At 73.1% G+C, this 11,240-nt stretch carries 11 protein-coding genes; 8 read left to right on the plus strand and 3 right to left on the minus strand.

Annotated features, from left to right (window positions below):
• The first annotated feature begins 11 nt into the window (after positions 1 to 11).
• From hisS to Athai_RS13695, 6 genes are all read left to right on the plus strand, one after another.
• On the plus strand, positions 12 to 1,346 hold the full coding sequence (gene hisS / locus Athai_RS13670; protein WP_203961836.1) for a histidine--tRNA ligase: 1,335 nt from the start codon (positions 12 to 14) through the stop codon (positions 1,344 to 1,346).
• Positions 1,347 to 1,451: 105 nt separating this feature from the next.
• Positions 1,452 to 3,287 carry an aspartate--tRNA ligase gene (gene aspS / locus Athai_RS13675; protein ID WP_203961837.1) on the plus strand — a complete coding sequence of 612 codons (1,836 nt, stop codon included), beginning with the start codon at positions 1,452 to 1,454 and terminating at the stop codon, positions 3,285 to 3,287.
• Between the two features lie 124 nt (positions 3,288 to 3,411).
• Positions 3,412 to 3,903: a hypothetical protein gene (locus Athai_RS13680; protein ID WP_203961838.1), complete on the plus strand. Its 492-nt coding sequence runs from the start codon at positions 3,412 to 3,414 to the stop codon at positions 3,901 to 3,903.
• Between the two features lie 54 nt (positions 3,904 to 3,957).
• Positions 3,958 to 5,172 carry a sensor histidine kinase gene (locus Athai_RS13685; protein ID WP_203961839.1) on the plus strand — a complete coding sequence of 405 codons (1,215 nt, stop codon included), beginning with the start codon at positions 3,958 to 3,960 and terminating at the stop codon, positions 5,170 to 5,172.
• A 13-nt stretch (positions 5,173 to 5,185) separates the two neighbouring features.
• Positions 5,186 to 5,848: a response regulator gene (locus tag Athai_RS13690; protein WP_275422436.1), complete on the plus strand. Its 663-nt coding sequence runs from the start codon at positions 5,186 to 5,188 to the stop codon at positions 5,846 to 5,848.
• Positions 5,849 to 5,905: 57 nt separating this feature from the next.
• Positions 5,906 to 6,751, plus strand: a complete 846-nt coding sequence (locus Athai_RS13695) for an SDR family oxidoreductase (RefSeq protein WP_203961841.1) — start codon at positions 5,906 to 5,908, stop codon at positions 6,749 to 6,751.
• Positions 6,752 to 6,847: 96 nt separating this feature from the next.
• Here Athai_RS13695 and Athai_RS13700 read toward each other — a convergent pair whose 3' ends face one another.
• The 3 genes from Athai_RS13700 to Athai_RS13710 all read right to left on the minus strand — a co-directional run bounded on the left by Athai_RS13700 (position 6,848) and on the right by Athai_RS13710 (position 8,982).
• Positions 6,848 to 7,402 (minus strand): hypothetical protein, encoded by a 555-nt coding sequence (locus Athai_RS13700; RefSeq protein ID WP_203961842.1) that lies wholly within the window; start codon positions 7,400 to 7,402, stop codon positions 6,848 to 6,850.
• A 71-nt stretch (positions 7,403 to 7,473) separates the two neighbouring features.
• Complete coding sequence (locus Athai_RS13705; RefSeq protein ID WP_203961843.1) at positions 7,474 to 8,298, minus strand: sulfotransferase family protein; 825 nt, start codon at positions 8,296 to 8,298, stop codon at positions 7,474 to 7,476.
• A 117-nt stretch (positions 8,299 to 8,415) separates the two neighbouring features.
• Positions 8,416 to 8,982 (minus strand): TetR/AcrR family transcriptional regulator, encoded by a 567-nt coding sequence (locus tag Athai_RS13710; protein ID WP_203961844.1) that lies wholly within the window; start codon positions 8,980 to 8,982, stop codon positions 8,416 to 8,418.
• A gap of 54 nt (positions 8,983 to 9,036) precedes the next feature.
• Between Athai_RS13710 and Athai_RS13715 the strand changes: the two genes are divergently transcribed.
• Positions 9,037 to 10,098 carry an FAD-dependent monooxygenase gene (locus Athai_RS13715; protein ID WP_203961845.1) on the plus strand — a complete coding sequence of 354 codons (1,062 nt, stop codon included), beginning with the start codon at positions 9,037 to 9,039 and terminating at the stop codon, positions 10,096 to 10,098.
• A 135-nt stretch (positions 10,099 to 10,233) separates the two neighbouring features.
• Positions 10,234 to 11,238 carry a dihydroxyacetone kinase subunit DhaK gene (gene dhaK / locus Athai_RS13720; protein ID WP_203961846.1) on the plus strand — a complete coding sequence of 335 codons (1,005 nt, stop codon included), beginning with the start codon at positions 10,234 to 10,236 and terminating at the stop codon, positions 11,236 to 11,238.
• Positions 11,239 to 11,240: the final 2 nt, after the last annotated feature.

An 11,240-nucleotide genomic window follows, 5' to 3' on the forward strand; every position in this document is an offset into this window, starting at 1 on the left:
TTGAACACACCATGAGCCAGGGCAAACCGACCCCGCTCAGCGGCTTCCCCGAGTGGCTGCCGGCCGGGCAGATCGTGCAGCGGCAGGTGATCGACACGCTGAGCCGTGTCTTCGAGCTGCACGGGTTCGCGCCGCTGTCCACCCGCGCGGTGGAACCGCTGGACCAGCTGTTGCGCAAGGGCGAGACCTCCAAGGAGGTGTACGTGCTGCGCCGGCTGCAGGCCGACGCCGACGACGCCTCGGACTCCGGGCTCGGGTTGCACTTCGACCTGACCGTGCCGTTCGCCCGGTACGTGCTGGAGAACGCCGGCAAGCTGCAGTTCCCGTTCCGGCGGTACCAGATCCAGCCGTGCTGGCGCGGCGAGCGGCCGCAGGAGGGCCGCTACCGCGAGTTCTGGCAGGCCGACATCGACGTGGTCGACCGGGACACCCTGTCGCCGCACTACGAGGTCGAACTGCCGCTGGTGATCGCGGACGCGCTGGGCGCGCTGCCGCTGCCGAAGGCGACCATGCACGTCAACAACCGGAAGCTGTCCCAGGGCTTCTACACCGGCCTCGGGTTGTCGGACCCGATGGCGGCGATCCGGATCGTCGACAAGATCGACAAGATCGGCCCGGGCGGGGTCGGCGCAACGCTGGCCGACGAGCTCGGCGCGTCCGACGCGCAGATCAAGGCGTGCCTGGCGATGGCCGAGATCCGCACCACGGACGGTTCGTTCGCCGACCGGCTGGCCGCGCTCGGGGTGGCCGACCCGCTGCTCGACGAGGGCATCGAGGAGCTGACCCGGGTGGTCGAGGCGGCCGCCGAACACGCGCCCGGGCTGGTCGTGGCGGACCTGCGGATCGCCCGCGGGCTGGACTACTACACCGGCACCGTGTACGAGACGTTCCTGGACGGAGCCGAGGCGCTCGGGTCGATCTGCTCGGGTGGCCGCTACGACAACCTCGCCACCGCCGGCACCGAGAGCTATCCGGGTGTCGGGCTGTCGATCGGGATCTCCCGGATCCTCGGCCGGCTGCTGGGTCGCCACGAACTGACCGCCACCCGGACCGTCCCGACCTGCGTACTGGTGGCGCTGCCCGACGACGCCTCCCGGCCGGCGTGCGACCGGATCGCGGCCGGGCTGCGCCGGCGCGGCATCGCCACCGAGGTGGCTCCGGCGGCGCAGAAGTACGGCAAGCAGATCCGGTTCGCGCAGCGCCGCGGCATCCCGTACGTGCTGTTCCCGGACGCCGACGGTGCTGTCGAGATCCGCGACATCCGCTCCGGCGAGCAGGCGCCGGCCGTGCTGGAGAGCTGGCAGCCGCCGGCCGCCGACCTGCACGCCCGGATCGGTACCGAATAGTCCGACCCCGGCCGCCGGTCGTGCACCGGCCGGCGGCTGAAACAATCGTCTCGGGCCCTCGGAAACACCCGGCCCGGAACCGCGATCTGTCGAAGGAGAACGCTCGTGATCCGCACCCACGGGGCAGGCACGCTGCGCGCCGAGCATGTCGGGCACCATGTCACGCTGGCCGGTTGGGTGGCCCGCCGCCGCGACCACGGCGGGGTGATCTTCGTCGACCTGCGGGACGCCTCCGGCGTCGTCCAGGTGGTGTTCCGGGGCGGTACCGCCGAGGCGGACGCCGCGGAGGCCGCCGCGCACGTGCTGCGCAGCGAGTACTGCGTGCGCATCGAGGGCACCGTCGAGGCCCGGCCGGCCGGCAACGAGAACCCGGAGCTGCCCACCGGCGACGTCGAGCTGACCGTCACCGCGCTGACGGTGCTCAGCGCCTCGGCGCCGCTGCCGTTCCCGATCGACGAACACCTGTCGGTCGGTGAGGAGGCCCGGCTCAAGTACCGCTACCTGGACCTGCGCCGGTCCGGCCCGGCGCACGCGCTGCGGCTGCGCAGCGACGCGAACCGGATCGCCCGTACCGTGCTGGCCGAGCGCGACTTCGTCGAGATCGAGACGCCGACGCTGACCCGCTCCACCCCGGAGGGCGCCCGCGACTTCCTGGTCCCGGTGCGGTTGCAGCCCGGCTCCTGGTACGCGCTGCCGCAGTCGCCGCAGCTGTTCAAGCAGCTGCTGATGGTGGCCGGGATGGAGCGCTACTACCAGATCGCGCGCTGCTACCGGGACGAGGACTTCCGCGCCGACCGGCAGCCGGAGTTCACCCAGCTCGACATCGAGATGTCGTTCGTCACCCAGGACGACGTGATCGAGGTCGGCGAGGCGATCACCGCGGCGCTGTGGTCGCAGCTGGCCGGCTACGAGATTCCGCGGCCGATCCCGCGGATCACCTGGCACGAGGCGATGGACCGGTACGGCTCGGACAAGCCCGACCTGCGCTACGAGGTGGAGCTGACCGAGCTGACCGAGGTGCTGCGTGGCACCGAGTTCCGGGTGTTCGCCGGTGCGATCGCCGCCGGCGGTTACGTGGGCGCGGTGGTGATGCCGGGCGGCGCCGGCCAGACCCGCAAGGAGCTGGACGGCTGGCAGGACTGGGCGAAGGCGCGCGGCGCCAAGGGCCTCGCGTACGTGCTGTTCGACGCGGAGACCGGCGCGCCGAAGGGCCCGGTGGCGAAGAACCTGTCCGCCGAACACCTGGCCGCGCTGCCGGACGCGGTGGGCGCCAAGCCGGGCGACGCGGTGTTCTTCGCCGCCGGCGACCGGATCGGCGCGCAGGAACTGCTCGGCGCGGCCCGCAACGAGATCGCCCGCCGCTGCGGCCTGATCGACGAGAACGCCTGGGCGTTCTGCTGGGTGACCGACGCGCCGATGTTCCTGCCGGTGGAGTCCAGTGACGACGTGGCGGTCGGCTCCGGCGCCTGGACCGCCGTGCACCACCCGTTCACCTCGCCGGCCGGGGAGTGGCTGGAGACCTTCGAGCAGGACCCGGAGCGCGCCACCGCCCACGCGTACGACATCGTCTGCAACGGCAACGAGATCGGCGGCGGCTCGATCCGTATCCACCAGGCGGACGTGCAGAAGCGCGTTTTCGACCTGCTCGGCATCACCCCGGACGACGCGGCCGACAAGTTCGGCTTCCTGCTCGACGCCTTCCAGTACGGGCCGCCCCCGCACGGCGGCATCGCGTTCGGCTGGGACCGGGTGTGCATGCTGCTCGGCGGGCTGGACAGCATCCGTGAGGTGATCGCGTTCCCGAAGTCGGGCGGCGGGTTCGACCCGCTGACCGGTGCGCCGACCCCGATCACGCCGCAGCAGCGGCGCGAGGCCGGGGTGGACGCGAAACCCAAGCCGAAGGCCGCCGAGGCAGCGGAGAAGCCGGCGACCGCGCAGTGACCGGGCGGCGCCTCCACCCCGGGGTGGAGGCGCCGAACCCATCCGGGCGCCGATGCGCCGCCACGGCCGGTTTCCGTAGCGTCGAGTTCGTTGACGATCGGCTCTCCACGGAAGTTGGCGGCGCATGTCCTCCCAGACCACGTCCTACCTGCTCTACGGGTTGCTCGGGCTCGTCCTGCTGATCTGGATCATCTCCCGCCAGGTCGGCGAGCGCACCTGGACGCCGCGCCGGCTGGCGATCATGCCGTTGATCTTCGTGGTCGCCGCGGTGGTGAACGGCAAGACGCTCGGGCACGATCTGTCCACCGGGCTGGCGGTCGGTCTGTTCGTGGCCGGTCTGGTGCTCGCCGTCCTGCTCGGGCTGGCCCGGTCCGCCACGATGGCCGTCCGGCCTGGTTCGGACAATTCGGTGGTCACCCGCGGCAACGGGTGGACGATTGGCCTGTGGCTGGTCTCGATCGCGGTACGGGTGGGGCTCGCGTTCGGCGCGTCCTCGCTCGGCGCGCCCGAGGGTATGGCCGAGGCGATGCTGTTCGCCGCCGTCACGATCGGCGCGCAGAACCTGGTCGTCGCCCGCCGCGGCGGGTTGCTCGGCGCGGTGCCGCAGCGGGTCTGAGCGGGGCCCGGCGGTGACCGACAGCAGTCCGGGGAGGACGACGGCCTGCGCGACGTGGGCGGCTCGTCCGAGGGCGGCGGGCCGCTGCAGGGCGGCGGGCGGGCCCGCGGCGCCGACCCGGACGTGAGCGGGTTGCGGGACGGCGGCGTGCTGCTGCCCGGGAGCCCGGGGAGCCCGGCCCGGCTCGCGTTTCGGATCACCGCGCTGGCCTCCTGGATCCTGCTGTCGGTGCTCGGCGTGCCGGTCGCGCACCGCCCGCTGACCACCGTGCTGGTCGCCGTCGCCGGTGCGGTGGTGATCGTGAGCGCGACCGTACTGCGCCGCCGGCACTGGTGGCTGTCGGCGCTCGGCGTGCAGCTGTTCGCGGCGATGGGGCTGGTGCTGACGGCGATCGGGCCCAGCTGGGTCGGCTGGGCGCCGGTGGTCTTCGCGCTGTTCTGGTCGATCATCCGGCTGCCGGCTCGTTTCGCGGTCTTCGCCTCGGCGACGCTGACCGCCGGCATGATCGTCGTCGGCTGGTTCGCCCTGGGGCCGGCCGCGGTGGTCGGGCAGCTCGGTACCTGCATGGGCGTCGCGGTGCTGGCGTACTCGATGCGTACCGCCCGGCAGCGCGCCACGGACGCCGAGCGGCTGCTCGCCTCCGAACGCGCGGCGCGCGAGGCGACCGAGCGGGCCGGCGTACTCGCCGAGCGGCAGCGGCTGGCCCGGGAGATCCACGACATCCTGGCGCACACGCTCTCGGCGCAGGTGGTGCAGTTGGAGGGGACCCGGATGCTGCTGCGCCACGGGGCCGACACCGACGCGGTACTGGCCCGGGTCGAGCAGGCGCAACGGCTGGCCCGGGACGGCCTGGACGAGACCCGCCGCGCGCTGGACTCGCTGCGCGGCCGGTCCCGGCCGTTGACCGAGACGCTGCCGGCGCTCGCCGCGGACGCCGGCGCCGGCTACACCAGCGAGGGCGACGCGCGGGACCTGGGACCGGAGGCGTCGCTCGCGATCGTGCGGACCGTACAGGAAGCCTTGACCAACGTACGCAAGCACGCGCGCGGCGCCGCCACGACGGTACGGCTGCGGTACGCCCCGGACGCGACCACCGTCGAGGTCGTCGACGGTGGGGGAGGCGTGCCGGCCGCCGACGAACTCGCCGGCACCGGCGGCGGGTACGGTCTTGCCGGGATGCGGGAGCGCGCCGAACTGCTCGGCGGAGCGCTGACCGCGGGGCCGCTCGCGGATGGCGGATTCCGGGTCCGGCTGCGCATTCCGACCTGAACGAGGGGGTGCGGTGGAGCAGCGGCCGATCCGGGTCGTGGTGGCCGACGACCAGCGCGTGGTGCGCGAGGGCATCGAGCTGATGCTGTCGCTGACCGACGGGGTCGAGGTGGTCGCCACCGCCGCCGACGGCGAGCAGGCGGTGGCCGCGGTCGCCCGGCACGACCCGGACGTGGTGCTGATGGATCTGCGGATGCCGCGTTGCGACGGGGTCGAGGCGACCCGGCGGGTGCGTCGGGACCATCCGCGCTCCCAGGTCGTGGTGCTGACCACGTTCGCCGACGACGAGTCGGTACTGGCCGCGCTGCGTGCCGGCGCGCGCGGCTACCTGACCAAGGACGCCGGCGCCGACGAGGTGGCCCGGGCGGTGCACCGGGTCGCCGCCGGCCAGGCCGACCTGGATCCGGACGTGCAGCGCCGGCTGCTGGAGCTGCTGCCGGCTCACCAGCCGGCCCGGCCGGTACCGACCGGGCCGGCGCCGGACGGCCTGACCGACCGGGAGGCGCAGGTGCTGTCGCTGATCGCGGCGGGCCTGTCCAACACCGAGATCGCGCAGGCCCTGGTGGTCAGCGAGGCGACGGTCAAGACCCACGTCAACCACGTCTTCGCCAAGACCGGGGTGCGCGACCGCGCCCAGGCCGTCGCCTACGCCTACCGGCACGGCCTCGCCGGCTGACCACGCCGGCTTGCCGGTGGGCCGAGGCGGTGCCGGCCCGCTTGTACGCTTCCCGCCATGGTGGGAACGATGATCGTCACCGGCGTGTCGGGATATCTGGGTGGCCGGCTGGCCGCGCGGGCCGTTCGCCGGGGCTGGTCGGTCGTCGGCACGGTTCATGCTGGACGGTGCTCGGTCGCTGCGGTCCAGGTCGAACGGATCGATCTGGTCGATCGTTCGGCCACCGCCGCGCTGCTGGACCGGATCCGGCCCGACGCGGTGATCCACGCCGCGACCGGCCGGGATCGCGGTGACTGGGCCGCGGTCGCCGACGCCACCGGTACCGTCGCGGTCGCCGCGGCCGCGGTGGGCGCCAGGCTGGTGCACGTCTCCAGCGACGCCGTCCTGTCCGGGCGGCAACCGCCGTACGACGAGTCGGCGCTACCGGACCCGGTCAACCGGTACGGCGCGGGGAAGGCCGCGGCCGAGACCGTCGTGAAGGCGGTGGCGCCCGGCGCGGCGATCGTCCGGGCACCGCTGATCGTCGGGACCGACGGCGACAGCAAGTACGAGCGGATGACGCCGGCGCTGATCGCGGGGGAGCCGGGTGCGCTGTTCACCGACTCGTACCGCTCGCCGATCCACGTCGACGACCTGAGCGAGGCGCTGCTCGAGCTCGCCACCGCGGGTGCCGCCGCCGGCGAGCATGCCGGCGTGCTGAACGTGGCAGGGCCGGAGACCATCAGCTTTCATCAGCTCGGCATGTTGATCGCGCGCCGGCAGGGCCTCGACCCGGCGCTGGTCCCGAGCGCCCGAGCGGGTGAACTCGATGTCGTGATCCCACGAGACACCCGTCTCGACACGAGCCTTGCCACCGGCCTGCTGACGATCAGGCTGCGCGGCGTGCGCGAGTTTCTCGCCTGACCGGGCTGGCCCGACGGGGACCGGTGTCCGGGCCCCGTGCGCGGATCGAGCCGGCCGGTTCGCGGGCCGGCGGCCGTGGACGGGCGCGGCGGTCGGTCAGCGGACCGGGGGCAGACCGCGGCGGTTGGTCAGGCTGGCCGCGGCGGTGCCGCGCACGATCGCGGTGATGGCGATGCCGCCGATCAGGTTGATGATCACTGTCGGCAGCACCGTGAGGTACCCGCCCTCCCGGTTGTGCACGCCGAGCGGGATCAACACCAGGATCGCCGTACACAGCGCGCCGATCCAGCCGAAGTAGAACAGCGGCCGCGGGGTGCCGACGAGCAGCAGGTGCATCACCGCGGTGGCCAGCAGCGCGGCGACCGCGCCGGAGAACGCGTACGCGAGCATCGACGGCGCGAACGGATCACCGCCGGGCTTGACGCCGAGCACGCTCTGTCCGAGCACGTTGCCGACGATCAGGAACCCGACCACGGCGAGCAGTGCGGCGATCACCGCGGTGACGACGCCGCCGGTCCACAACCGGGTCGCGGAGAACGTCGCCGCGCTCCGTGGGCGGGCCGGCTCGGGCTCGCCGTACCCGCGGGGGCCGACCGCCTCGTCGGTCGGTGGCCGGGGCGGTTCAGGGGTTGCCGAGCCGTACCAGGTCACGTGCCACCTCCGCGGAAGGACCGGATGTCTCGTCCATCATCGGTCATCCCGGGCGTGCCCGCATCCGACGGTCAGTCCGACCGGTCGTAGCCCCAGGCGGTGCAGAACGAGGTGAACTCGTCCGGCACGTCGTCGGGCACCGGCCGGGCCGGTTGCAACCGGCCGGAGTTGATCTTCTCGCTCCAGTCGCCGAGGCCGCGGCGGAACTTGGTGTGCCCGTTGTCGCCGTACTCCAGCATCGAGGCTTCCCACTCGACGCCGAGGAACTCGCACAGCCGGCGGGTCTCCTCCTCCGGGCGTTCGGTGAGGTCCTCGTACCGCACGTCGACGCCGGTCAGCTGCTCGCGCGCCTCCTGCAGCGAGGTCAGGTACCGCAGGATGTCGGTGATGGCCTCGTCCCGGGACAGTTGGGGCCGGGCCTCCCGCCACGATGCGAGGATCGAGGCCGGGTGACGGAGCAGGAAGACGAACCGGGCGTCCGGCCAGATGTCGAGCAGCCGCTTGGTCCGGAACACCTGGTTGGGCGTCTTCTCGACCAGGACTTTCTTGCCGCTGCGGCGCAGCGCCTCGTCCAGCAGCCGGTCCCACAGCAGCGCGGTGAGCTCGTTGTTGTCGAACCCCAGGTCGCTCATCGCGTGCTCGGCGAACCAGCCCTTGGCCTTCGCCTCGATGTCGCCGAGGTGCAGCTCGTGCGGCGCGAACAGCTGGGAGTGGCTGTCCAGGATGACGCGTAACAGGGTGGAGCCGGAGCGCACCGAGGACAGCAGGAACACCGGCTGCTTCAGCAGCCGTTCGCCGCGGATCACCGGGCGTCGTCGACGTGGGCCGCGGACCCGGACCAGTTCGAAACCGGTGGTGCGACCCAATGCCGTGTTGATCTTCTGCTTCACCTTCATCGAGCCGCACGGTAAGGAGAGAGTTTAAGAATTTGCTGAGCTGTAACCAAGATACAGCCATGATTTACCTCACAACAGGCAACTCGGTAGTATCGGTCGCCCGTTTGGTGTCCCCCTTCAGGTGGTCTCGGTGCGCAGCCCGCGCAGCAGCGCGGCGAACACCGGTGCCGTCGGCGGCGTGTCGTGCGGGTTGGCCAGCCGCAGCAGCAGGACGCCGTCGATGAGTGCGAGCAGTGCCCGAAGGTCCCGTTCCGGCCGGTTCGAACCGAGCGCGGCCAGCCAGCCGCCGCCCCAGCCGAGCAGCTCCTGCTGGGCGACGTCGATCCGGCGCTGCAGCTCGGGCCGGAACGCCGCTTCGTGGAAGATCGCCTGCCGGGCCAGTGCCAGCATCCGCTGCGGCCCGGTGAGTTGCTCGATCAGCCCGGCGAGCTGTGCCGCGAAGGTGTCCACGTCGTGCGGCGGGTCCGCCGTGGCGAGCTGCCGCCAGCCCTCGGTCTCGCGCTCCAGCAGCCGGTCCAGCACGCCGGCCAGCAGCGCGTCCCTGCTGCGGAACACGTTGGAGGTCGAGCCCAGCGGCAGGCCGGCGGCGGCGTCCACGGCACGGTGGGTGAGCCGACGGGAGCCGCCGGCGCCGAGCACGTCGATCGCCGCGTCGCAGATGCGCTGTCGTCGGTCGGTCGCCACGGGCCGACACTACAGCAGTAGTCATGAGCACTACATCTGTAGTACGGTCGGGGCATGGCGAGAACGGCGGCCGTCGTCGGAGGCGGCATCGGAGGGTTGACCGCGGCGATCGCGTTGCATCGGGCCGGCTGGCGGGTCGCCGGGTTCGAGCGGGCCGCGGCGCTGCCCGCCACCGGCACCGCGCTGGGCATCTGGCCGGCCGCGCTGCGTGCGCTGGAGCGGATCGGCGTGGACGCCCGGTCGGTGGGCCGGCCACAACCGTCCGGCGCGCTGCTGCGGCCGGACGGGCGGCCGCTCGCCGAGATCGACATGGACGCGCTGACCGCCCGGGTCGGCGAGCCGGTCCGGCTGATCAACCGCCCGACGCTGCTGCGGTTGCTGTTCGCCGCGCTGCCGGCCGGCACCGTCCGGCTGGATCGTCCGGTCACCGACCTCGGGGCGCTGCGCGCCGAGTACGACCTGGTGGTGGGCGCCGACGGGGTGCACAGTGCGGTGCGTGCGGCGGCGTTCGGCCCGCGGTACCGGGCGCGTCCGGTCGGCAGCGTCGCCTGGCGCGGGTCGGTGCCGCTGCGGCTGCCGTCCGGTGCCGAGGTGTGGGGGAGCGGGACGAAGTTCGGTTACACCCCGCAGCAGGACGGCCGGACGAACTTCTACGCGGTGACCCGGGCGCCGGCCGGGTGGCGCCCCGCCGACGACCTCGCCGAACTGACGCGGCTGTTCGGCTCCTGGGCCGAGCCGGTGCCCACGATCGTCGCCGGGATCGACCCGGCGGGCCTGCTGCGGCACGAGATCGTCGACCTGCGACCGCCGCTCCCGTCGTACGTGGCGGGCTCGGTGGTGCTGCTCGGCGACGCGGCGCACGCCATGACGCCGGACCTCGGGCAGGGTGGCTGTCAGGCGATCGTGGACGCGGTGACGCTCGCGGACTGCCTCGGCACCGGCGACGACATCGCGGCCGGGCTGGCCGGCTACGAGCGGCTCCGCCGCCGCCGCACGCAGCGGATCGTGCGGATGTCCCGGCTGGCGGGCCGGCTCGGGCAGGTGCGCCGGCTGGTCTGGCTGCGCAACGCCGCGCTGCGGCTGGCGATCCGCTCCGGCCCACCCGCTGCGGGCTGAGGTCGGCGCCCTTCTTTCAGTCCAGCTACCTAGGAAGCATTGCGAGCAGTGCCCGCCGGCACACCGCGCGCCGATCGGGACGCCCGGGGCTGGAATGATGGACAGCCACGGAGCTGGCGACAGGCAGGTGGGCCGATGAAGAGGCTGTACAACTCGCCCGACACGGTGGTGTCCGAAGCGCTGGAGGGCATCGCGCTGACCCATCCCGAACTGCTGCGGGTGGCCCACGATCCGACGTACCTGGCCCGGGTCGACGCGCCGGTCGCCGGCCGGGTCGCGGTGGTCTCCGGCGGCGGCTCCGGCCACGAGCCGATGCACGTCGGGTTCGTCGGCCCCGGCATGCTGTCCGCCGCCTGCCCGGGCGAGCTGTTCACCTCGCCCACCGCCGACCAGGTCGAGGCGGCGGTACGCGCGGTCGACGCCGGCGCCGGCACGGTGCTGGTGGTGAAGAACTACTCCGGCGACGTGATGAACTTCGAGATGGCCGCCGAGCTGCTCGCCGCCGACGGGGTCGCCACCGAAACCGTGCTGGTCGCCGACGACGTCGCGGTCGAGGACTCCACCTACACCAGCGGGCGGCGCGGCGTCGGCGCGACGGTGCTGGTGGAGAAGGTGTGCGGAGCGGCGGCCGAGCGCGGCGACTCGCTGGCGCAGGTGGCCGAACTGGGCCGGCGGGTCTGCGCGCGCAGCCGGTCGCTCGGGTTCGCCCTGTCGGCGGGTACCGTGCCGGCGACCGGCCGGCGCAGCTTCGAGCTGCCGGACGACGAGATCGAGTTCGGTGTCGGCATCCACGGCGAGCCGGGGCGGGAGCGCCGGCCGATGCAGCCGGTCGACGCGCTCGTCGACCGGGCGATGGCGGCGATCTGTGCCGACTTCGGCGCCGACGAGCTGGCCGGCGACGTGCTGCTGTTCGTCACCGGACTGGGCTCGGCGACGCCGCTGGAGTGTTCCATCGTGGCCCGCCGGGCGGTGCAGGACCTCGACCGGCGGGGGCTGCGGGTGGCCCGCAACCTGGTCGGGTCGTACATGACCTCCCTGGACATGCTCGGCGTGTCGCTGACGGTACTGGTGCTCGACGAACAGCTCGCCGAGTTGTGGGACGCCCCGGTGCGGACCGCGGCGCTGCGATGGGGGCGGTGACG

The sequence above is a fragment of the Actinocatenispora thailandica genome (assembly GCF_016865425.1).
Taxonomy (GTDB): Bacteria; Actinomycetota; Actinomycetes; order Mycobacteriales; family Micromonosporaceae; genus Actinocatenispora; species Actinocatenispora thailandica.

What these genes read in the sequence shown, in the direction of transcription:
- hisS (WP_203961836.1), top strand. Translation starts at nt 12, where the DNA reads ATGAGCCAGGGCAAACCGACCCCGCTCAGCGGCTTCCCCGAGTGGCTG.
- Athai_RS13680 (WP_203961838.1), top strand. Translation starts at nt 3,412, where the DNA reads ATGTCCTCCCAGACCACGTCCTACCTGCTCTACGGGTTGCTCGGGCTC.
- Athai_RS13695 (WP_203961841.1), top strand. Translation starts at nt 5,906, where the DNA reads ATGGTGGGAACGATGATCGTCACCGGCGTGTCGGGATATCTGGGTGGC.
- Athai_RS13705 (WP_203961843.1), bottom strand. Translation starts at nt 8,298, where the DNA reads ATGAAGGTGAAGCAGAAGATCAACACGGCATTGGGTCGCACCACCGGT.
- Athai_RS13715 (WP_203961845.1), top strand. Translation starts at nt 9,037, where the DNA reads ATGGCGAGAACGGCGGCCGTCGTCGGAGGCGGCATCGGAGGGTTGACC.
- dhaK (WP_203961846.1), top strand. Translation starts at nt 10,234, where the DNA reads ATGAAGAGGCTGTACAACTCGCCCGACACGGTGGTGTCCGAAGCGCTG.